Source organism: Peptoniphilus hominis (ex Hitch et al. 2025), assembly GCF_040096015.1.
Classification (GTDB): Bacteria; Bacillota; Clostridia; order Tissierellales; family Peptoniphilaceae; genus Peptoniphilus_A; species Peptoniphilus_A hominis.
Window position 1 is genome coordinate 45,348 of sequence record NZ_JBBMFO010000006.1, and the last position, 23,044, is coordinate 68,391.

The following is a 23,044-nucleotide window of genomic DNA, read 5'->3' on the forward strand; positions in this document are numbered from 1 at the left end:
TCGTAGTAAACTTCCTTGAAGCTCCTCTTCCTAATAAATTTATTAATCGAAATAAAAAAGAAAAACCTGTAAATTCAAGTAGGATAACTTGACTTACAGGTTTAATTTATTCTATATATTTCGTTTGGAAATCTCCTGATTTAAATTTTTATTATTCATATTTTATCACTTTTTGAGATAATATTCAAGTTTACGTTGAAGCTATTATAAGCGTTTGTTGCTGAATTTAATCATTATAAATTTAGGGGTTTGGGGATATTCCCCAACAAGTAAAATGGAAAAAAATAAGCGATATAATCGTAGTATTCTTATTTCATTTTTAGTAAGTGCATATGCACTTACTGTGCTTGCTATTTTTGCTATTTTTGCTATTTTTATATAAAGAACGGAACTGTATTGGAAAATGTGAGAGTAGGAGATTATGAATATGAATTGATAATGAAAGAAAAAAAACACATTAAAAAAAACAAGTTTCAATGGAAGTTTCTGATTAATCTTAATAGAGATAAAATTTTACAAAGACAGATTTTATATACATTGGAATGGGAAAATATAGATAATGAATGTATTATTAATGAATTACATAAATTTGGAATTAAAGGGGTTCAGATATCAAATAATTACATTATAGCATATAGGAATTAAATTATTTATATTAAAAGTATAGTACTTACATGTATTAGCATTGAAATTAAAAGCAAGGCGTGTTATAATATAACTAAGTTATATTTGAAAGGAGAATGTAGTGAATAGTGGCTAATGGAGATTATGAGGTAACTCACTCAAAGATATTAGATTGTGGTAAAAAAATTTTCAAAGAAAAAGGATTTGAAAAAGCTAATCTAAGAGCAATATGTAAAGCTGCGGGCGTGACAACAGGTGCTTTTTATGGACATTTTGAAGATAAAGAAGATCTTTTCTGTAAATTGGTTGAACCTCTAATAGACCAAATAAACATATATTATACAATGTATGAAGACAAGAGTTTTGATGTTTATAAGAAAGAAAGTCCAATAAGTAGAGAAGCTATTCAGAATGTTTTGGAATCAAAAGCACAAGGTGCTATTGAAATGGTACTGTATTTCTTTGAACATAAAGATGTGTTTGAACTTTTAATATTCGGTTCTTATGGAACAAAACATAATAACTTTTTAGATAGTATCATTGAGAGAGAAGACAAAAATCATTTTAAAATTCTAAGTATGATTTATGGTGAAAATAATGTCAATGATGTAATAACTAATAGAGGAATACACTTGCTGAATCATGCATATTTTTATGCTTTGTCAGAAGTAGCAGTTCATTCGCAAAATAAAGAAGAAGTAAAATTAAATGCAAGTTTGATTTCACAGTTCTTTAATGAAGGATGGAGAAAAATTCGAGGATTATAAATAAATTTTAGCTAAATATAACTTAGTTATAATTGATTTTTAACTTAAATATAACTTAGTTATATTGGTCGTGGAGATTATGGAGTTAAAAATTAATATCTATGTATTAGACATAAATAAAATTTTAAGGAGGATTAACTTATGAATTTAAAAGGTATTGTAAAAATAGCAGTATTCTCTGTTATTGGATTTGTATTGACAATGGGATTAGGATTGTTGACGGGATCCTTTGGAATGCTCCCAAGTTTATATTTATCGTCAGCCCTGCCAACAATTATTGTAGCACCGGTTTTTGTTATTATGTGTAAACAGGTTCAGCAAAGAGGTACAGCATTTTTATATTTTCTATTGATGGGTGTTTTCTATGTTCTCATGGGAATGTGGCCAGTAATTGTTGTTTGCGCTATTGCAGGAATTTTAGCAGAACTTGTAATTGGTAAGAAGGAAAATTATGTGAATAAAAATATGAGGATTGGAACTGCGTTTGGAGCAGGTATGTTCATATATTCCTTACATGCTATGTATTTTATGTTTGTATTTGGTGTAGAAGGACTTGCAAAGCAATTTCCAAAAATGTTTACAAAAGATTATGCAACATTCCTTTATAATTTTTACACTCCTAAAAACATATTGATTTGTCTGTTGATTTCAGTTGTAGCTTCAGTCATAGGTGCTTATTTTGGGACATACACTTATAATAAATTTTTTAGCAATAGGAAGAAAAAAAGTGTTTTGTAGAGATGAAAGAAATAATAAAAACAAACACCAACTATCAGATAAAATCAACCCACTTACTATAGTTGGGTTGATTTTATTGTTTTCAGTTATTTTAACGGTAGGAGAACAATCCCAATACTTATTTTCCCTTATTTTTGTTTTAGGGTTATTATTTTTATTTTCTATCAAAAAAGCATTTAGAACGATATGTTCATTGCTTATAGTATGGGGACTTATTTATTTACTAAAACCTCATTTAGGAAATGTTTTGATTGGCTCTATATATACAATGCTACTTATAGTGTTGAAGTTTGCTCCACTTTTCATATTAGGAAGAGTTCTGTCATCATATAGCTCCTCGCATCTAATTGCTGCATTTAGAAAGATTGGAGTTGATGGTGGAATAGGTATAGGAATCACAGTATTTTTTCGTTTTATTCCAGAAATCTCTATTAGGATGAAGGAAATAAACAACGGCATGAAAATTAGAGGATTTAAAGCAAGTATTTTCAAACCAATTAGAACATTTGAGTTATATTTTGTTCCTCTTATGTATAAGTGCATAGACATAAGCGACACCTTAACTTGTTCAATTATATCAAAAGGAATTGAATACGATGGGAAAAAAACAAGTTTTCATGAGGTGAAAATTACTTTTATTGATATCGCAATGATAGTCGGAGGGATGATTTTGTTGGGGGCGAGTTTATGGAAAAAATTTTAGAGGCAGAAATCAAATCTTTTCATTATGGAGAAGATTTGATATTAAAAAATTTAAAAATGTCCGTAAACAAAAGCGAAATTGTAGTCTTAACGGGTCTTTCCGGATGCGGAAAAACGACACTTTTAAGATTACTAAACGGGCTTATTCCATCCTTTTATGATGGTGATTTGGACGGAGAAATCAAGATTTTAGGGAAAGATATAACGGCATATAAAAAAGGAGAGTTAGCTAAATATATTGGCAATGTATTTCAAAATCCTAAAGATCAATTTTTTTGTGATGTTGTTGAAGATGAAATAGCTTTAGTGGGTGAAAATTTGGGCTTAGACAGGGATACATTAAAAGAAAAGGTTGAAGAAGCAATGGACTTATTAGGAATAAGCCATATCAGCAAAAAATCCATTTTTGAATTATCAGGAGGAGAAAAGCAAAAAGTAGCTATAGCTGGAACTCTTATCTATGATACAGATATTATTTTTTTTGATGAGCCATCAAGTAGCCTCGATTACGATAGTATAAAACACTTCAGAGAAATACTTCTCAGATTGAAAGCGATGGGGAAGACAATAATTATAGCGGAACATAGACTCTATTATTTAAAAGAGATTTTTAACAGGTTGATTTATATAAAAGATGGTACAATATGTGGTATTTTTCCGAATGGGAGTCTTAGTAATGATAAATGTAAGGAACTTGAGTTAAGAACACTTAATGAAAGAGAATTGGTATCAGAAATAGAACCGATTGTAGCTGAAAGCTACATAAAACTAAATAACGCTTGTATCCATCAAGGGAAAAGAACCTTGATAAAAAATTTAACTTTTGAGCTTGGGAAAAGCGAAATAATGGGAGTTATTGGTCCTAATGGTATTGGGAAAAGTACTTTAGCAAAAGCATTATGCGGATTATCTGAAAAATATTTAGATGTAAACTATGGGCATAAACAAAAGGAAAGGCTCAGAAACTCATACTGTGTATTACAGGATGTAGATGCTCAGATTTTTTTAGACACAGTAGAAAATGAACTGATATTTTGCAAAGATAAAAATTCAGAAAGTGATTTAGAAGAAATCCGTAACTACTTAAAAGATACAGATTTGTGGAATAAGAAAACCAATCACCCACAGAAATTATCAGGGGGACAAAAACAACGATTGGCAATTATCACTTCATTTTTATCAGGTCGTAAGCTAATAATTTTGGATGAACCAACATCAGGGCTTGATTATAAAAGTATGAAAATCATGTCCGAATTAATGAAAGAAAAAGCAAAGGAGATTCCAATTATAATAATTACTCATGACTTAGAGCTGTTATTTAAAACCTGTCATTCCGTCTTAATGCTCGGTGATAAGGATTATAAAAAAATATCTGTAAAAGGAAATGAAGAGTTGATCATGGATTTTATGGATAAAAAAATTTTATGGAAGGAGATAAACTATGTTAAATAAGGTTTTCGAATATGCTGGTACGCATAAAAAATCAATTCACTTAGCAAGTTTTATTATGCTTATTAGTGTAATTATGGGTGTGTTACCCTTTCTATTTGTATATAAAATCATCAATCCACTTGTTTTAGGTAAACAATTGGAATTTGAAAGAATTGTTTTTTTATTGATAAGCATTTTAGTTTGTTTAGTATTACAAGCTGTCTTAGGTGGAGTAGGTCTTAATGTCTCACATAAAGCAGCATACAACACGTTACTTGGACTTCGAACATCTTTACAGAAAAAAATGGAAGCTCTTCCATTGGGTGTTGTTGAAGAAAAAGGGACGGGTACAATCAAAAAAATGTTCGTGGATGATATTGGTAGTTTAGAAGTGCTTTTAGCTCATTCGCTTCCTGAAGGAATAGCTAATTTAGTTGTACCTATTATGGTTTATGTTTCAATGTTTTTTATTGACTGGAGATTAGCTTTAATGTCATTAGCTTCTATTCCGATTAGCGTTCTCGCAATGATGATTATGTACTCTGTAGGTATGAAACAAATGGGTCCATATTATATGGCAAGTGGAAAAATGAATAATACCATTATTGAGTATGTAAACGGTATGGAAGTTGTAAAAGTATTTAATAAGCAAACAGAGTCTTATGAACGCCTTTCTAAAGATATCAGTAATTACAGAGATTATGCACTTGCTTGGTATAAGACGGCATGGCCATGGATGGCGTTATACAGTGCCTTACTTCCATGCACAATTATTTTAACATTGCCGCTTGGTGGCTACTTTGTATATATGGGCTATGCAAGCCTTTCTAACTTAATATTAATATTATGCCTTTCTTTAAGTATAGGCTTACCACTACTGAAAGCTCTCGGATTTTTACCAACTATGCCGCAGTTAAATTATAAAATTTCTGCTTTAGAACAAGCCTTAAATATGGCTCCTTTAAAACAGGGAGAAAATGATTTTAAGGGAACAGGACAGACTATTTTATTTGACAATGTTACCTTTGGCTATCAGTTAAGCAGGATGGGAGAAAATGGACAGCCTGAAACCTATATTAAGAATGTTATTCATAATGTTAGTTTTACGGCAAGAGCCGGCGAAAAGACAGCGATTGTTGGCGAATCCGGTTCAGGAAAAAGTACTTTGGCTAAACTTTTAATTCATTATTATGATGTTTTAGATGGAAGCATAAGTATTGGTGGACAAGACATACAGGACATAAGATTGGAATCACTCAACAAACAAATTTCTTATGTAGCACAAGACCAATATCTGTTTAATACCTCTCTTTTAGAAAATATTCGCATTGGTAATTTAGATGCCAGTGATGATGAGGTAATAGAAGCAGCTAAAAAAGCCCAGTGCATGGAGTTCTTAAATAGACTTCCGAATGGTATTTATTCTTTAGCTGGAGAAGCAGGAAAGATGCTTTCAGGTGGAGAAAGGCAAAGAATATCATTAGCAAGAGCTATATTAAAGAATGCTCCGATTGTTGTGCTTGATGAGGCAACAGCTTACGCAGATCCGGAAAATGAAGAAAAAATGGAAGCGGCTATTCGTGAACTTGTAAAAGGGAAAACCTTAATTGTTATTGCACATAAGTTGCCGTCTATTGTAGATGCAGATCAGATATTGGTTATGGATCATGGTCGTTTAGTTGCGAATGGAAAGCATAAAGATTTATTAGAATCTTCGGTAGAATATCGTAAATTATGGGATGCGACACTATTTAGTAAAGATTGGAAAATCAGTAGAAAGAAAGGTGAAATGAATGTTTAGACTAATTTCAAGAATTTTAAATCTATCAGGTAAATACAAAAACAGAATAAAGTCCGCATTTATATTTGCCTTTGTTGAATCTATATTAAGTAAAATGCCTATATTTATTGCATTTACCGTTTTGATTGGATTTTATGAAAAAACGAATACTCCCAAAACTTTTCTATATGTAGGAGTAGGACTTGTTTTAGTGGTTTTATTACAAGCTGTGGTTCACTTCTTAAGTGATAAATTACAAAGTGCAGCCGGCTTTATGATTTTTGCTGATAAAAGAATGCAGCTTGGTAATCATCTTAGAAAGCTTCCAATGGGATATTTTACAGCAGGTAATTTAGGAAAAATAAATTCTGTTTTAAGTTCGGACATGGCTTTTATTGAAGAAGTTTCCATGAGTACGATTGCCAATATGATGAGCTATGTATTATCAACACTTGTACTAACAGTATTCATGTTTGTTTTAGATTACAGAATTGGACTGATTGCGCTGTGTGTGACACTGGTTGCAACATTGCTTGCAAATAGCATGAACAAAATGTCTTTATCTGAATCGGTTATTAGACAAGAACAAAGTGAAAAACTCACTGATGCAGTTTTGTCATTTGCTGAGGGGATCAGTGTTATTAAAAGTTATAACCTTTTAGGTGAAAATTCTAAATCTCTTACAGATAATTTTATATCATCAAAGAACACATCAATAAAATTTGAAAATAAAATAACACCATGGACAACCGGTTTAAATATTATTTATGGAATTGGTATCACATTTATTTTAGCAGTGGCTTTATATCTTAATAATAAAGGAACTTTGGGACTTCCATATATGTTGGGGCTTATTTTGTTTGTGTTTGACTTATTTAGCCCTTTAAAAACACTTTATGGTGAAGCTACAAGGCTTACTGTAATGAACGCTGCTTTGGATCGCATCGAAGAAGTGTTAAATGAAACTGAATTACAAGATGTAGGGAAAAAACATATACCAAAATCTGAGTCCTCAGAACCTGAAATTTGTTTTAATCATGTTAAATTTTCTTATGGTGAAAAAGAGGTCTTGCATGATATGAGTTTCAAAATGAATAAGAATACAATGACGGCTTTAGTTGGACAGTCTGGTGGAGGAAAATCCACAGTGGCTAATCTTTTGGCAAGATTCTGGGATGTAGACTCTGGAGAAATTTTGATTAGAGGAGTGAATATAAAGGATGTTTCACTGTCTGAATTGATGTCAGAAATCAGTATGGTTTTTCAGAGAGTTTATTTATTCCAAGATACAATTTTTAATAATATTGCTATGGGAAAAGAAAATGCAACTAAGGAAGAAGTTATAGAAGCAGCCAAAAAAGCAAGATGTTATGATTTTATTATGGAACTTCCTGATGGATTTGACACAATGATCGGAGAGGGAGGTGCAACTCTATCTGGTGGTGAAAAACAAAGAATTTCTATTGCTCGCTGTATATTAAAAAATGCTCCTATTGTAATTCTTGACGAAGCAACAGCAAGTGTTGATGTGGATAATGAAAGCTATATACAGGAAGCAATCAGTGAATTGGTAAAGAATAAAACATTATTAGTTATCGCTCATAGATTAAATACTATTAGAGATGCCGATAATATTATTGTAATCAAGGAAGGCAATATTGTAGAACAAGGAACCCATAATGAACTAATTTCTTTAAATGGGATTTATAAAAATATGGTAGAGCTGCAAAATAAAAATAATGGCGTAAAAATACTGTGAGAAAATATTTATTATAAATGGAGGTAAGTACGTGAAACAGGATATGAAAGAACAACTTCTTACAAAAAGTCCATTATCTTTAATGTTTCAACTATCCATTCCGGCCGTAATCGGAATGATAGTTATAGGATTATATCCATTAATGGATGGAATTTTTGCAGGAAATATTATAGGACAAAGTGCAATGACCGCTTGTGGAGTTGCACTTCCACTTACATTTTTTAACAGTGGTACATCAACTTTACTTGGAGTGGGAAGTGCATCAATTTTATCTAGATCTCTTGGAAAAGGTGATAGAGAAACCGTAGATAAGATTATGGGAAATTTGATTTATTTTGTAATTTTATTTTCCGTAATAATTACAGTTGGAGGAATAATTTTAGCTCCACATTTTCTAGACTTAGTAGGTGCAAGTGGAGAGATTAAAGAACTTGGAGTTAGGTACTTAAGGGTAATATTTTTAGGCTCTATTTTTGTAAACTTCACACAATCAGCTAATATGGTTATGCGTGGCGAAGGTCTTATGAAAAGAGCCATGGGAATTATGGCAATGGGAGCCTTTATAAATATTATTCTTGATCCAATACTTATGAAAGCTATGGGAGAATATGCCATAGAAGGGGCTGCCATTGCAACCATAGTTGCTCAAATTATTCAAGCTATTGTAACTTTATATTACTTTAAAAATAAAAGTGAAAATGTAAAAATAGGAAAAATTAGAAAGTATAAAGAAGTTTATAAAGAAATGTTTGGTGTAGGAGTTTCTGCAATGATTATGCAAGTTTTCTTTATGATTCAACAGACACTTTTATATAAACAAGCCTTTTTATACGGAGGAGAGACAAACGGCATATTAATGGCAGCAACTCTAAGAATTTATGCCTTTTCATTCATTCCACTTTGGGGAATGAGCCAAGGACTTCAACCGGTCGTTGGAACAAATTTTGGTGCTAAAAAATTTGATAGGGTAAGAGAAACTATGAAAGTATTTTCAATAGGCGGACTAGTTCTTGCTGCAATATTTTGGATACCTGTACAAATATTTACAAGAGAAATTCTATCAGGATTTAATGTAAGTGAAGAAATAATATCACAAGGATTGAATAATCTTAGATTATTTTACTCAGTATTTATTTTATACGGAGTAATGGTTATGACCATAACATTTTTCCAAGCTATTGGTGATGGCAAAAAGGCAGGAAAGATTGTAATGCTAAGACAACTTATTTTATTTGTTCCAGCTATGTTAATACTTCCTAAAATTTTCGGTAGTAGTGCAGTTTGGTGGGCAGAGCCGGCAGTTGATTTATTGATGATTATAGTTGGATTAATAATGCAAGGAAAAGCTCTTTCAAAAATGGTAAAAGGTAACTAAATAACATTTTAAAAAATAATATATTTAGACTTTGAAAGGAAAGATTTTCATTGTGAATGAAAATTCAAAAAGATAAAGATTATCCGTCAATCAAAAAAATTACAAATACAAAAAAACTGGGAAAAAAGTATTTATTTCCAAAAGGTTTAATAAGTCAACAATGATATATAAGCGGGAATAAGTACAGGATGATTATATAGTTATTATAAAAGAAAAGAGGATATTTTATATGATTTAATTTCTGAAAAATTTAATTTTGTGAAATTCATAGAATTTGTATTAAAGGATGTAGACAGTATTATTAATACAAATATTATAGAAATATTAATAGATAAAATATTCAGTTGTGAAGAATTCAGATCTATATATGCTATTTTTTAGTTGAATCTAAGGATGATAAAAAATTTAAGAATTTGGAAGAACAAATAAAACTCAGATTTATAAATTATTTTAATAATAATTTAGATAATCACACAAGCATGGAAGCTGATAAATTTCATGACAAGCTTTAGTTATTAATACTTTCAATAAAATATTTAGATACTAAAAAAGATAATTATACTCATATCAATATTTAGAAAGATATATGTGTAATGGAGGTAGATACTTTAATGATAAAAAATCTATATAAGGAAATAATAAGTTTATCTACCTATTTAAACATCATATTTATTTTTATTTTTTAGATTTAATAAAAAACTGTATTTAGTTTTTAAACTATTATTTTTTAGAGGACGCGGCATGTCTAAATGTCGCAGTCCTCCTTTTTTTATTTTCAAAAAAGAATTTGAAAAAGAAAAGGAGGACAAGATGTCTAAAGAAAAATATATTTATGTGGATGGAAAGAAAATATATGTAAGCGATGAAATTTATAGAGAATATAAGAAACTAAAGAATCGTGAAGAGTATCTATCAAGACTAGATAGAAAGTATAGAGATCTTTATTTTACAAGCGAAAATGATGCTATAGAAAATATAGTAGATAAAAGTGTAAATGTAGAAAAGATAATTGAGACTAAGCTTAGAATAGGGGATCTATATAAGGCACTTGATAACTTAAATGAGGAAGAAAGAAAGATAATCGATGCTTTATATTTTGAAGAAAAAACAATCCGAGATCTAGCAAAAGAAAAAGATGTATCTTCCAAAAAAATTTTCACATCAAGAAATAAAATATTACAAAAACTAAAAAAACTACTCGATGTAGAAGATTAGGGAATTACTAAGGATCTTCTTGTTTTATGGGAAATTAAAAAATACTTCAAAAAAATGGAAACAAGAGGCATAAAAATTAAGGTTTATATATAGAGGGACTTTTAAAACCTCGTTATATATAGATTTGAACCTTGACAACTGAATAGACCAAGACAGGACATTAACCATTTGTGGAGCTTTATAATTTCTTCGCCATGACTTTTCTGCTGATAAGGATTTCGGTTTAAATAAATACTCTAGTTAAAAGAAGGATAAAAGAAAACGAGCGACAAAAAGAAATTATATATTCAGCCTAGGAAACTGATGCGTTGAAGCAAATGGGGATAATGATACTTCTACAGTTGTTGCCGGCTCATCTTGAAAAGGGGCGGTGGTGAAATTCCAATGTCGTGACCTACACGCCTGTTAATGTCAAAAAACTTAAAAATATTGAAGATAAGGAGAAGGTATTATGTGTGATGAACATAATATAAATACAGAAATGAAAACAGATAAAAAAGATAAACAGATGATAAATCAAATTGATGGTTGGAATATAGAAGTTAAATTTAATGAAAATGGATTTAGTTTAGAAAATTTAGTAGAGGAATACATCAAAGAAAAATTTTCTGTCTATTAGGGGCTGACAAAAAATATAAGGAGCGTTATAATATTTTTGTGGAAGCCTAACCTTGGTTCGATTTATTGTATGTAAATTGAATTAAAGGAGGCTTTTTTATGTTTAAAAACAATTTAGCAAAAGAAAATTTGGCAGTTATGTATTTAAGATTATCAAAAGAAGATGGCGAAAAAACAGAAAGTAACTCTATATCCAATCAAAGAGAAATTATAAACTCTTATGCAAGAAAAAATCAAATTACAATGATCAAAGAGTATGTTGATGATGGATATTCAGGTGCAAATTTTGATCGTCCCAATTTTAAAGAAATGATAAAGGCTGCCTATGATAGAAAGTTCAATACAATTATTGTAAAGGACTTATCGAGATTCGGAAGAGATTATATAGAAGCTGGAAAATATATTCAAAGAATATTTCCGGACAACGGTATAAGATTTATATCAGTAAATGACAATTACGATAGTAAAAGTGCAGATATAAACGATACACATCTTATACTTCCTATAAAAAACTTCATCAATGACAGTTATTGCAGAGATATTTCCAATAAGGTAAAGAGTTCTCAGAAGATAAAAAGAGAAAAAGGAGATTTTATCAGTGCTTTTGCACCTTATGGATATAAAAAGTCTGAGGAGAATAAAAACAAGTTAGTGATTGATAAAAAGATATCGGATATTATCAAAAATATATTTGATATGAAACTCTTGGGATATTCCTCAAAGGCAATTGCAGATGAACTAAATCATTTAGGAGTTTTAACTCCAAGAAAATATAAAGAAAGTCAAGGATTTAAGTGTAATGGATTTCAAAATACAAAAGGTGGAACTTGGTCAGCAAAGACAGTAAATAGAATTATAGAAAATGAAGTATATATTGGAAATACTTTACAAGGAAAGAGTGTTACTTTAAGTTATAAAAATAAAAAGCAGATAGAAAAAGAGAAAGAAGAATGGATAAGAGTAGAAAATACCCATGAAGCAATTATAAGTAAAGAAGTTTTTACTATTGCAAATACTATGTTAAAAAGAGATTTGAATAATTCTCGTGGAAAGGACAAAATTGATATTTTTACAGGAATGCTTTTTTGTAAAGAATGTGGAAGTTCTTTGATTAGAAGGACTGTAAAGTATAAAAAAAGAGAAGAGATATTCTATATCTGTTCAAAGTACAACAAGGGAAAATCTTGCACAAGACACAGCATAAAAGAAGAAACTTTGATAAAAGCAGTATCTAAAATAATGAAGTCCTACATTGAATTTAATGAAAATCTATATTCTAAAGTTCAGCGTATAGATATAAATAAAAATTTGAAAGACAATCAAATTCCTATACTAAGACGAGAAAAAGCAATGACAGAAGAACTCTTATCTTCCCTTTACCTTGACCTAAAAGAAGATGTTATTAGTAAAGAAGAATATCAACTTTTTAGAAAAAACTATACAGAGAAATTGACTAAATTAGATGAAAGTATCGAGTATAGATTGAAAAAACAGGAAGATACTAAGGAGAAGATTGACAAAAATAAGAGTTGGATCATCGACATTAACAAGTATAAAAATTTATCGGAAATAGATAGATTGTCTGTTGTGATGCTCATTGATAAAATTTTTATTTCTGAAGATAAGACGATAGATGTTAGGTTTAATCATACCGAAGAATTGTCTTTACTTGAAGAAATGACAAAAACGGATAAGCCTGATATTAAATCTAACATCATAAAAAAGAAAAGTGTCTATATAAGTAGGAAGTCAAAAACTATTCCCACTGTTATGAATAAAAGTCTTGTAAGTGCTGAAAGTGAGGTATGCTGTGGCTAGAACAAAAAACAGGCATATATCACAATCAGAAACAGAAGTTGGAAAAGTGATTGAAAAAATATACATTGCCGGTATTTATGCTAGATTATCACAGGAAAGAAAGGAAGCTTACAGGGATAAAAGTAATTCACTTGAAATGCAGGAAGAACTTTGTATAAATGCTGCAAAAGAAAAAGATATAAAGATTTTAAGAGTATACAAGGACTATGAATATTCTGGAACAAATTTTAAAAGACCTGCATTTATTGAAATGATGGAAGATATCCGAACAGGCATGATAGATTGTATCATAGTAAAAGATATGTCAAGGTTTGGTAGAGAGTATTTAGAAATCGCAAACTATATCGAAAAAGTATTTCCATTTTTGGGAGTTCGATTTATTTCCGTAAATGATAATCTGGATACTAAAGACGGTATAAAATCAGATCAGAGTTATGAAATAGCAATAAAAAATATCTTCAATGATTTATACGCAAAAGATATTTCAAAGAAAATAAAAGCCTCTAAAGAAATAAAAATGAAACAAGGGTCTTTTATAGGAGCGATGGCTCCGTATGGCTATAAGGTTGATAAAATTGATGGAAAAAGAGTTCTGGTGATGGACGAAAAGGCAGCAGATGTAGTAAGACTTATCTTTTATATGGCAAGTCAAGGTAAATCCAATATGCAAATAGCAAGAGAATTGACTAAAACATATACGACACCTGATGAATATAAAAGAACAGGTAAAATTTTTAAGGATAAAGAAGATACAAAACAATGGGATATTTCTTATATATCAAAAATGCTTTCTGATGAAGTATATATTGGGAATTTGATTCAAAGAGTATACTCAAATAGACATGATCCAAGTAGGAAAAGTAAGTTTCGTGATAAAGAAGAGTGGATTATAACAGAGAACACCCACGAAGGGTTAATAGACAAAACTACATTTGAAAATATCAGAGAGATAAAGGAGAAAAAACAAAACTATCTACCTTACCATTCACTGAAAAACATAATAAAAGACGGAAAAGAAAATGTTGGAGTAAAAATTCAAAGAGATTATAAAAAAGAAGGAAAGTATGACGACCTCATACAATGCAGTGTTTGTGGTAGAAATTTGAAAAAACAATATGGACCACGAGGACTGAAATATCATGATGAGATTTGCTATTGCTATTATTGTAAAGGTGGAGACAGATTAAAATTAGAAAAATCTCATGTCAGAATATATGAAACAGACCTAGACAAAATTTTAGTAGATACCTTTAAAAGACTGTTTTCAAGCTTTTATAAAAAGGATAAAAGATTACAACTAAAAATATATTTAGAAAATATAAGTGCTGAAAAGATAAATCAAGTTTCTATAAAAACAGATGTAAATAATAAAAAGATTGCTTCTCTTAGGATCAATCTACAAGAACAATATGAAAACTATGTTAAAGGAGAGGTTCTTTTAAGTGATTTTAAAATAGAAAGTAAAAAAATAAATAATCAAATAAAAACCTTAAAAAATGAGTTAAAAGTTTTTGATGAAAGAATAAGAAATATAAAAAAGAAAAAAAGAGAAATTATGGAATTTATAGATGTACTATTTTGCTGCTTGGATGCTAAAAGCATAGAAGTTGATAAAGAATTGGTCGATACATTAATTAGCCATATAGAAATATCAGAGTATAAGAAGGTTGCCATATATTTTAAGTTTAAACTTGATAAAGATGTGGGAAAGCAGTTGGAGGTAGATCATGAATAAGATAGCTATTTATCTCAGGCTTTCACAAGAAGATTATGAGAAATCGGATGAAAGTACAAGCATAGTAAATCAAAGAGATTATATAAAAAACTACATTGAAAATGAAACATCTTTAAAAAGTTGTGAAATAGAAGAATATGTAGATGATGGATATTCTGCTACTAATACAAATAGGCCTTCATTTTTAAGGCTTATTGAGGATATAAAGAGTGGTAAAGTGGGAACTATAATTGTAAAAGATATGTCTAGGTTTTCAAGAGATTATATCTTACTTGGGGATTATTTGAGCAATATATTTCCATTTTTAAAAATACGATTTATAGCTATCAATGATTGTTATGATTCCATAAACGAAAATGGAAATGGATTAGATATGGATACACAGTTTAAGACATTGTATTATGATTTATTCAGTAAGGAATTATCTGAAAAGGTAAGAAGTTCTATTAGGCAAATTAAATCGCAGGGGAAAAATATAAATTGGGCAGCACCTTTTGGATATATTAAAGATCCTAAAGATAAACATAGCATCATCATTGATGAAAAAACAGCTTTTATAGTTAAAGAAGCTTTTGATTTATTGCTAAAAGGATATTCGTGTATTCAAGTGGCTAATATATTTAATGAAAAAGGTTATATTACACGCTCTGAACGAAAAGAAGAACTGAAACTTTCTGATTATACTGGAAATTTAATTACTGGAAGTGAGGTAAAGAAAAGAGTTTGGACAAATGCAGCTATCTCACAGATTACAAGGAACGAACTATATACAGGAGATTATGTATATAATAAATTCAAAGAAACAAAAATAGGTGGAAGAAAAAGAATTTTACTTCCTGAAGAGGAGTGGAAAATACTTCCAAATACCCATGAAGCTATTATTTCCAGAGAAGTGTTTGATAAGGTTAAGAAAATAAAAGAAAAACGAAGTTTTGGGGGATATACAGGAAACAAAAATCGTTCTATTTTTTCTGATAAGATTTTTTGTAAAGAATGTGGTAGACATATGAGTTTACGATGTGACAGTAGACAAAAGAAGAATTCTGATAAAATATACAAGTATAAGATTTATTATTGTAATTTATGTAAAGCTGAGAAAAAACCAAACAATATCAAAGAGAAAGCTATTATTGAACTTATAAAACCCAAATTAAAAGATTTTAAGATACAAAACACATTAAATGAAGAGAAAGTCATAGAACACAATAATGTAAAAGAAGAGATTCTAAAGGAAATATCCATATTAAACAGTAATTTACAAATCATCTATGAAAACTATAAAAAGAAAAATATTTCAAAAGAGGCGTATCTAAAGGAAAAATCTCTTATACAAGATAAAAAGATATTATTGGAGAGTAAGTTGGAAGAATTGAAGTCAGAGAAGATTGATTCAAGGAAAGAAACGGATATTACAGTCTTAGACGAAGAAAGTTTATTGAAGGCTTATTTAGACAATAAAATTGATAAAATAATTGTATCAAGAAGTGGAGAAATAGAAATTTTAGAAAAATAGATGAATAGCATTAAAAGTAACTCATAATCTCGCCAACTTTAATTTTAATACGCCAAAATGAAAATAATGGCGAGAGAATTCGCAGAAATAAATATTACAGTTTAATATGAGCCGATAGGGTAAATATTTAGGAACAAACAAAAAAATGATATAATTATAGTTAAAATGAGATATTGTGAGGTGATTTTTGTGTCTAAAATAAATGTAGAAGGATCAGAAATTAGCATTATTGCCATAGATAATAGAGATTATATTTCTTTAACCGACATGGTTAGAAATGTTGAAAATGGTGTGGCACTGATAGAAAAATGGCTAAGGAATAAAAATACAATTGAATTTTTAGGAATATGGGAAGAAATGTATAATGCGAATTTTAATTCCACCGAATTCGAGGGAATTAAAAATGAAGCAGGTTTTAATCGTTTTATTTTATCGGTTAAACAATGGGTCAATAAGACGAATTCTATCGGAATTGTTGCCAAAGCAGGAAGATATGGTGGAACATATGCACATAAAGACATAGCTTTTGAATTTGCGTCGTGGGTATCACCTTATTTTAAGCTCTATCTAATTAAAGAGTTTGAGCGCTTAAAGGAAGAAGAGCAAAAACAATTAGGTTGGGATATCAAGAGAAATTTAGCTAAGATAAATTACAAAATTCATACAGATGCAATTAAGAATAAACTTATCCCTGAAAAATTATCAAAGGAAAGAATAAACTATATCTATGCAAGTGAAGCAGATATATTAAATGTAGCTTTGTTTGGAATGACCGCAAGAGAATGGCGTGAAGGTAATCCGGAGTTAAAAGGAAATATGAGAGACTATGCTGATATATCACAATTAGTGTGTTTATCAAATCTTGAGAACTTAAATGCTGTTTTTATAAATGAGGGAATGGATGCAACTGAAAGGATAGAAAAATTAAATGCAATTGCTATTGAACAAATGAGGATTCTAACAGAAAGTGAACGTATAAAAAAGTTAAAATAAAAGTTTTGTATATAAATTAGGCGATAGAAATATCGTCTAATTTTATGTAACAATTGCTTGACATTGTAGGGAAAATCAACCTTGATTAAAATTTTATTAGGTTTAAATCACGAGTATTCAGGTGATGTAAAAATTAGCAAGTAATTTAAAAATATCATATATTCCTCAAGATACATCCAATTTAACAGGTAGCCTAAACGAGTATATTGACAACCAAGGTGTGGATGAAACATTGTGCAAAACAATTCTTAGAAAATTAGATTTTGCAAGAGAATTATTTGAAATAGATATGAAGAACTATAGCGATGGACAAAAAAAGAAAGTTTTAATTGCCGTAAGTTTGTCAAAGCCAGCTCATATATTTATTTGGGACGAACCACTGAATTATATAGATGTAATATCAAGAATACAGATTGAGGAATTTATAAAAGAAGCAAAACCTACACTTATATTTGTGGAACATGATAAGAGGTTTGTAGAAGACATAGCTAATAAAATAATACGATTACAAACTAAATAATAACTCCCGGTTTGTCGAGGTGATACCTGTTAACGATACCCTTATGCTATCGTTAAAAAGTATGTGGATATGTTCCCACATACGAACGCGACTACTTGACATACTTGGTGTTCATTCGTTTCATAAGGAGCGCGTAACACTGCTTGTACGAGCTACGAAGTAGCGAAGTAGAAGCAGATGTACGTCCTATGCAAGGCACGCCCAAGAAAACGAGCAAGGTGAAGTTTGATTGGCTGCGTGCTACTGCAAGTATAGATATGCTCTCAATAACAAGACTAAAAGTTATCGTGAGTAGATGACACTGCCCGCGCCGCGCGACAGCTGTCCAAGAGCTAGGAGCAAAGCGACATGGCGATTGGAGACAGCGAACCGGGGAGTGCGTGGTATTGCTGTCAAAAGTGCAGAGTCTAAAGGCTAGAAAAATCTCGAAATCTAAGACATCGCAGAGTTTAAGCAGATGAGTTTGATTTCAGTATTCTTCTTGTTATTGTTTTATTAGAAGTCATACATCAAGAAATTGTAGTATGGTTGAGTTTACAAAATCACAGAGGACAGGTGCAGTTGATGGGATAGATGTAAAAATTTATATATTGTAAAAACAATAATTATGCTTTTAAAATACTTAAGAAATAGAAATTGATAAACGTTGGCAAAATAATACGGAGTATTCATATGAGTAAGAAATACAATGATGTGAGAATAAATTCAATTGAAAGAAATATAAAGAATAATGCTTTAGACTATTTGGATCATATTAATAAAAATAAAAATGAGGAAGAAGTATTAAAAGTTTTAAAATATTCTGGTTATTTTGTTACAGATAGAAACGAAAAATTATTTAGTAACGATACTAAATGTCTAATAAAAAATTGGGTTAAAGATAACCTTTCAGATAATAGTTATAAGAAATTTAGACGATTATCTAAAGAGGGTAATAAACTAAATAAAAAAAGAAATCAAATTAAAGAAGATATATTTAAAACTGAGCTGATGAAGTGTTCATATTTAGACTTGGTGGAAAGGTTTAATGATCAAATATCTATGAATTTAGATAAATTAAGTGAAGCTTCATCTGAGCATGAGCAAGAACAATATTTAGTTTCTAGCGAAAATATCATTTTAGGATTAGGAACATTGCTTAGAGATGGATTTAAAAATAACAAGTCGACGTGTTTTCAAAATACTGATGATAAAAATTCAAATGATATCCTAGTTTTAATTCAGTTACTCAATTTAGTAAATGATATAATTGTTAATTGGATGTTCGGAGATGTGGAAGTAACTACTGGATTATTTAATAAATTATATATTAGAGAAAATCATGGAATAATTACGGATAGAATATTTTCATTTTTAGAGTACTATAATTTAAATAATGCTAAAAATTTGAAAGATTTTGATAATGAAAATGAGATAATTAAATATTCGAATTCCTTTAGAGAAAAATTGAAAGAATTCTTTTATAGCGAAGACTTAACTGAAGAATACCTAGACATAAAACTGGAAAGATGGGTTTCCATCTACACTTATTTCTATAAACTAGCTATTAATGAGAAAAACGTACTAAAAATAGAAATAGAAAAATTAAAAAATGATTTGCTTCAAAATAAATTTAGTGAAGCTGAAATAAAGGTTATTTTTAAGCATCTGGTATTTGGTCAAAGCAAAAATGATTTATTCTCATCATTTTTAATTGAATACAACAATTTTATACTTTTACTTCCGTCATTAATAAAAATGATTGAACCACTAAAAAGTGTAATGGTTCTTTTTACTAATAATAATGAAATATCGAAAAAGGGTTCAAAATATGAAGAAAACATACATAATTTATTATTGAGATACAATCTTAGTGCAATTAAGAATGTTAAAACAAGTAGTAATGGCGAGAGTTATGAATTAGATATTTTACTATATATAGATGATACACTGTTTGTCATTGAGTGCAAAACTCAATTTCAGCATGATAATGTGAGAGGATATTGTCGTAATATTCAGGAGTTAGATTATTACATTGATAAATTTAAACGCAATTTAAAATATTTTACCAAGGATGAAAATGGAAAGAAAAGCATTAATTCAAGACTTAAGGCTATTAATTGCAATATAGATAATGTAAATGTAGTCCCGATTCTATTAACAAATATTTCTTACTCTTTTGTTGAAAGAGAGGGAATATATATTTTAAATGATACAAAGTTATACAATTTTATAACTGCCAATCAGCCCGTGGTACATTATTTTGATAATAAAAATAAGGAATATTTCCGAATAGGGATGTTATCTCCAGAATTGTTTAGAAATAAAAAAGCAAATACATTTATTGATTTTCTTAGAAATAACAATAATTATGAAATTAGCCCATGTTGTGCAATAGAAAAAATTTTTTAAAAGAGAAAATTTTTAAGAGATATAAATTGTATATTACACGGCAAAATTTCAACAAAGACACATATGATAGAAGAATAGAAAGGTACTGTAAACAAGAAGATGAATTTAATAGTATAAAATAATTTACTTGAATAGTTCTTAAGATATATTTTCACAAACGGACTCAGATTCATTAAAACATGTCTCAAAAAGTATTCTATGTATGGGACATTATAGTCTGATACTATTTAACGATAACCTTATGCTATCGTTAAATAGTTTAGTCGATATGTTCCAACATACAGACAGGTTCACTTGACATACTTAGTGTTCACTTGTTTCATGTTGAAGCCCTAACTCTACTTTCGCGCGATTAAGAAAGTTAATCGATGCGGGGGGGGAGGTAGGTCTCATGTCAGGCTTTCCCAAAGGAATGCGAGCAAGTAGGGGACATTCTTTGGTGAAAGCTACGGCGGAGAGTGTCGTATTGATGTCAAAAATAAGATTATAGATTATAATAGTGTTGAAAGTGGTAGATTTTAGGATTTTTAGAGGGTTTTGTATGAATTTTGAAAAAATTGTAATTAGTTTATTACCTATAGCAGGATTGCTTTTGTCTTTCTTTTATAAGTATAAAGCAAATGGAAATATCAGTAAGTATAGTGGATTTAGAACAGCATTAAGTATGAAATCAAAAGAAAACTGGGAGTATGGGCATAAGTATGCAGCTAAACTTTTGCGAATATATGCTATATTTTTTATATTATTAAATATTATAATAATAGTTAGTAATAGTTTAAATAATACAACTATGACAGTCATAGTTATATTGCAAATGTTATTTTACTTCATCATTGGATATAAAGTTAATAATGCTTTGGCGAAAAAAGAAAATAGTTAGAATCTATTAAGAATTAAAAAAAGATAAAGTTGTAAATATTGAAAATAAAAAAATAAAACGGTAATACAAGGTGACGACATTGAGTCTTGGGGTGTAGTATTAATTCTTATAATTTTAATTGATAATGCAAATGTTGCATGAACGCAAATGTAAATACAATTATTAATGTTAATGTAATAGCGAAGGTAAGCGGTGGTTTCAATTACAAATTAACTAATATTAAAGATTATAGTTTATGATGAAAATCCTAAAGTTATATTTAAATTATGACTTGAGGTTGAAATAGAAAATTGACAAGAATAAAAACTAAATATCCAATCAAACCAACAGAACCCGACATGCCTCTTAAAGCGGCGTAGATCGGGTCTTTTAATTGCAAAAATAGCTCCACCACGTATGCTCAGTTCTTGTTCATTAGGAATTACACCATAAAAATCTAAATATAGAATAGTGCCAAATGCTCGAATAAAAACTGGACAAATACGTGAATGGAAATGTTAAACACTAATTTAAAAATATATCCGATGTGGAATTATTTCTAAATAGATTTGAGTTATATGATTTTACACTTTATAATATACTTAGATTAAGTTCCAAAACGGAAATAATTCTAAATAAATAGAGGTGTAGGCGTATGGAAATAAAGCGTGATTATTATTTAGATAAATTAATAGGAAAAAAAGACAATGGGTTCATTAAGATTATTACAGGAATTAGAAGGAGCGGTAAATCTTATTTACTTAATAATCTTTTTTATAATTATTTGCTTGAGAATGGAGTAGATGAAAACCATATTATAAAATTTGCATTTGATTCAGGAAGAGATTTATTAAAAATTGGCGAAGATTTAATAGATTTAGATGTACTGAGCGGTGAAAGATTAGTAGATCCTAAAAAATTTTTAGACTATATCATGAGTAAAACGAATGATAACGATAAATTTTATATCCTCTTAGATGAAGTTCAATTGCTTAAATCTTTTGAGCAAGTCTTAAATGGATTTTTGCGTCAAGACAATTTTGATGTTTATGTTACTGGGAGTAATTCTAGATTCTTATCTAAGGATGTCATTACTGAATTTGCAGGTAGGGGTGATGAGATTCATATTATGCCCCTTGTATTTTCTGAATTTCTTCAAACTTATGATGGCGACAAAGAAGATGCTTTTGCTGAATATCAAGTTTACGGAGGTTTACCAGCTGGAGCTTTAATGAAAAGGGATGAAGATAAGATGAATTATCTAAAGGGGCAACTCGAAAATGTATATTTGCGAGATATTGTTCATAGGTATGACATACGCTTAACTTCTGAACTAGAAGACTTACTTAATATTTTAGCATCAGGAATTTCAAGCCTTACTAATCCAAGTAAAATAGCCTCAACTTTTAAGTCCATAAAAAAATCTAAAATTTCCGCAAATACAATTGATAAGTTTATAGGCTACTTTGAAGATTCTTTTATCTTAAAAAGAGTATATAGATATGATGTTAAAGGGAGAAAATATATAGGCACACCTTATAAAATATACTTTGAAGATCTAGGACTTAGAAATGCAAGATTAAATTTTAGGCAGATAGAACCAACTCACTTAATGGAAAATATCATTTATAACGAATTAAGATATCGTGGCTATATGGTCGATGTAGGAATGGTCTTGAAAAGGGAAAATATTAATAATAAAGATATAAAGAAACAACTTGAAGTTGACTTCATAGCTAACCTTGGAAGCAAAAGATATTATATTCAATCTGCATATAGCCTCCCATCCATAGATAAAACAAATCAAGAAAAAGCGTCCTTGTTAAATATTGATGACTCATTTAAAAAAATTATTATCGTGAAAGATCGAATGAAGCCGTTTTTAGATGAAAATGGAATACTCACTATTAATTTATTTGACTTCTTATTGGATAAGGATAGTTTAGATTTATAATGAATAACTTAACTTATTCGTTATGGATATATTCCAATATACGAGGCTTCCCTAAAAATTAAATTTTATCTGTACTGACCACTCAAGCCACTGCGAGACGGTAGGACTTTTGTCCAAACTCGATGTCGATAAGCACATAAGTGTTGAAATTGAACTGGATGAGATGGATTTGACAAGTGCGGAGAGCAAAGCAACATATGCTCAAATCAAAGAATATGTTTGGAATAAATTTCAATTAAAAGTTTCAACATT

At 29.6% G+C, this 23,044-nt stretch carries 17 protein-coding genes and 2 pseudogenes; all 19 read left to right on the forward strand.

What is annotated here, in order from left to right; all coding sequences use genetic code 11:
* The first annotated feature begins 396 nt into the window (after positions 1-396).
* Positions 397-645, forward strand: coding sequence for a hypothetical protein (locus tag WMO19_RS03445; protein WP_349170202.1), 249 nt, complete (start codon positions 397-399; stop codon positions 643-645).
* A gap of 107 nt (positions 646-752) precedes the next feature.
* On the forward strand, positions 753-1,391 hold the full coding sequence (locus WMO19_RS03450; RefSeq protein WP_174124519.1) for a TetR family transcriptional regulator: 639 nt from the start codon (positions 753-755) through the stop codon (positions 1,389-1,391).
* A gap of 141 nt (positions 1,392-1,532) precedes the next feature.
* Positions 1,533-2,129: an MptD family putative ECF transporter S component gene (locus tag WMO19_RS03455; RefSeq protein ID WP_349170203.1), complete on the forward strand. Its 597-nt coding sequence runs from the start codon at positions 1,533-1,535 to the stop codon at positions 2,127-2,129.
* Positions 2,071-2,832 (forward strand): energy-coupling factor transporter transmembrane component T family protein, encoded by a 762-nt coding sequence (locus WMO19_RS03460; protein WP_435891045.1) that lies wholly within the window; start codon positions 2,071-2,073, stop codon positions 2,830-2,832. Before WMO19_RS03455 ends, WMO19_RS03460 begins: the two co-directional genes overlap by 59 nt.
* A complete protein-coding gene (locus tag WMO19_RS03465) occupies positions 2,817-4,283 on the forward strand; it encodes an ABC transporter ATP-binding protein (RefSeq protein ID WP_349170204.1) in 1,467 nt (488 codons plus the stop codon). The genes WMO19_RS03460 and WMO19_RS03465 overlap by 16 nt, the downstream gene beginning before the upstream one ends.
* Positions 4,273-6,063 (forward strand): ABC transporter ATP-binding protein, encoded by a 1,791-nt coding sequence (locus WMO19_RS03470; RefSeq protein ID WP_349170205.1) that lies wholly within the window; start codon positions 4,273-4,275, stop codon positions 6,061-6,063. Before WMO19_RS03465 ends, WMO19_RS03470 begins: the two co-directional genes overlap by 11 nt.
* Positions 6,056-7,801 (forward strand): ABC transporter ATP-binding protein, encoded by a 1,746-nt coding sequence (locus WMO19_RS03475; RefSeq protein ID WP_349170206.1) that lies wholly within the window; start codon positions 6,056-6,058, stop codon positions 7,799-7,801. Before WMO19_RS03470 ends, WMO19_RS03475 begins: the two co-directional genes overlap by 8 nt.
* Positions 7,802-7,832: 31 nt before the next feature.
* Positions 7,833-9,176: an MATE family efflux transporter gene (locus WMO19_RS03480; protein ID WP_349170207.1), complete on the forward strand. Its 1,344-nt coding sequence runs from the start codon at positions 7,833-7,835 to the stop codon at positions 9,174-9,176.
* A gap of 810 nt (positions 9,177-9,986) precedes the next feature.
* A complete protein-coding gene (locus WMO19_RS03485; protein ID WP_072469600.1) occupies positions 9,987-10,391 on the forward strand; it encodes a sigma factor-like helix-turn-helix DNA-binding protein in 405 nt (134 codons plus the stop codon).
* 451 nt (positions 10,392-10,842) lie between these two features.
* On the forward strand, positions 10,843-11,010 hold the full coding sequence (locus WMO19_RS03490) for a hypothetical protein (protein WP_000332792.1): 168 nt from the start codon (positions 10,843-10,845) through the stop codon (positions 11,008-11,010).
* A 98-nt stretch (positions 11,011-11,108) separates the two neighbouring features.
* Positions 11,109-12,827: a recombinase family protein gene (locus WMO19_RS03495; RefSeq protein ID WP_349170208.1), complete on the forward strand. Its 1,719-nt coding sequence runs from the start codon at positions 11,109-11,111 to the stop codon at positions 12,825-12,827.
* Positions 12,820-14,562 carry a recombinase family protein gene (locus WMO19_RS03500; protein ID WP_349170209.1) on the forward strand — a complete coding sequence of 581 codons (1,743 nt, stop codon included), beginning with the start codon at positions 12,820-12,822 and terminating at the stop codon, positions 14,560-14,562. The genes WMO19_RS03495 and WMO19_RS03500 overlap by 8 nt, the downstream gene beginning before the upstream one ends.
* Positions 14,555-16,075, forward strand: a complete 1,521-nt coding sequence (locus tag WMO19_RS03505; RefSeq protein WP_349170210.1) for a recombinase family protein — start codon at positions 14,555-14,557, stop codon at positions 16,073-16,075. The genes WMO19_RS03500 and WMO19_RS03505 overlap by 8 nt, the downstream gene beginning before the upstream one ends.
* 189 nt (positions 16,076-16,264) lie before the next feature.
* Positions 16,265-17,068 carry a KilA-N domain-containing protein gene (locus WMO19_RS03510; protein WP_349170211.1) on the forward strand — a complete coding sequence of 268 codons (804 nt, stop codon included), beginning with the start codon at positions 16,265-16,267 and terminating at the stop codon, positions 17,066-17,068.
* Positions 17,069-17,137: 69 nt separating this feature from the next.
* Positions 17,138-17,588: pseudogene (locus tag WMO19_RS03515) on the forward strand (ATP-binding cassette domain-containing protein); the annotation flags it as partial.
* Positions 17,589-18,260: 672 nt separating this feature from the next.
* Complete coding sequence (locus WMO19_RS03520; protein WP_349170212.1) at positions 18,261-19,979, forward strand: hypothetical protein; 1,719 nt, start codon at positions 18,261-18,263, stop codon at positions 19,977-19,979.
* 541 nt (positions 19,980-20,520) lie between these two features.
* Positions 20,521-20,859 carry an SdpI family protein gene (locus tag WMO19_RS03525; RefSeq protein ID WP_349170213.1) on the forward strand — a complete coding sequence of 113 codons (339 nt, stop codon included), beginning with the start codon at positions 20,521-20,523 and terminating at the stop codon, positions 20,857-20,859.
* Positions 20,860-21,493: 634 nt separating this feature from the next.
* Positions 21,494-22,792, forward strand: a complete 1,299-nt coding sequence (locus WMO19_RS03530) for an ATP-binding protein (RefSeq protein ID WP_349170214.1) — start codon at positions 21,494-21,496, stop codon at positions 22,790-22,792.
* Between the two features lie 88 nt (positions 22,793-22,880).
* Positions 22,881-23,044: pseudogene (locus WMO19_RS03535) on the forward strand (23S rRNA (uracil(1939)-C(5))-methyltransferase RlmD); the annotation flags it as partial.

Excerpts from the sequence above, each read along its gene's own strand:
- WMO19_RS03455 (WP_349170203.1), top strand. The coding sequence starts at position 1,533 with ATGAATTTAAAAGGTATTGTAAAAATAGCAGTATTCTCTGTTATTGGA.
- WMO19_RS03465 (WP_349170204.1), top strand. The coding sequence starts at position 2,817 with ATGGAAAAAATTTTAGAGGCAGAAATCAAATCTTTTCATTATGGAGAA.
- WMO19_RS03470 (WP_349170205.1), top strand. The coding sequence starts at position 4,273 with ATGTTAAATAAGGTTTTCGAATATGCTGGTACGCATAAAAAATCAATT.
- WMO19_RS03475 (WP_349170206.1), top strand. The coding sequence starts at position 6,056 with ATGTTTAGACTAATTTCAAGAATTTTAAATCTATCAGGTAAATACAAA.
- WMO19_RS03485 (WP_072469600.1), top strand. The coding sequence starts at position 9,987 with ATGTCTAAAGAAAAATATATTTATGTGGATGGAAAGAAAATATATGTA.
- WMO19_RS03490 (WP_000332792.1), top strand. The coding sequence starts at position 10,843 with ATGTGTGATGAACATAATATAAATACAGAAATGAAAACAGATAAAAAA.
- WMO19_RS03495 (WP_349170208.1), top strand. The coding sequence starts at position 11,109 with ATGTTTAAAAACAATTTAGCAAAAGAAAATTTGGCAGTTATGTATTTA.
- WMO19_RS03505 (WP_349170210.1), top strand. The coding sequence starts at position 14,555 with ATGAATAAGATAGCTATTTATCTCAGGCTTTCACAAGAAGATTATGAG.
- WMO19_RS03520 (WP_349170212.1), top strand. The coding sequence starts at position 18,261 with ATGAGTAAGAAATACAATGATGTGAGAATAAATTCAATTGAAAGAAAT.
- WMO19_RS03525 (WP_349170213.1), top strand. The coding sequence starts at position 20,521 with ATGAATTTTGAAAAAATTGTAATTAGTTTATTACCTATAGCAGGATTG.
- WMO19_RS03530 (WP_349170214.1), top strand. The coding sequence starts at position 21,494 with ATGGAAATAAAGCGTGATTATTATTTAGATAAATTAATAGGAAAAAAA.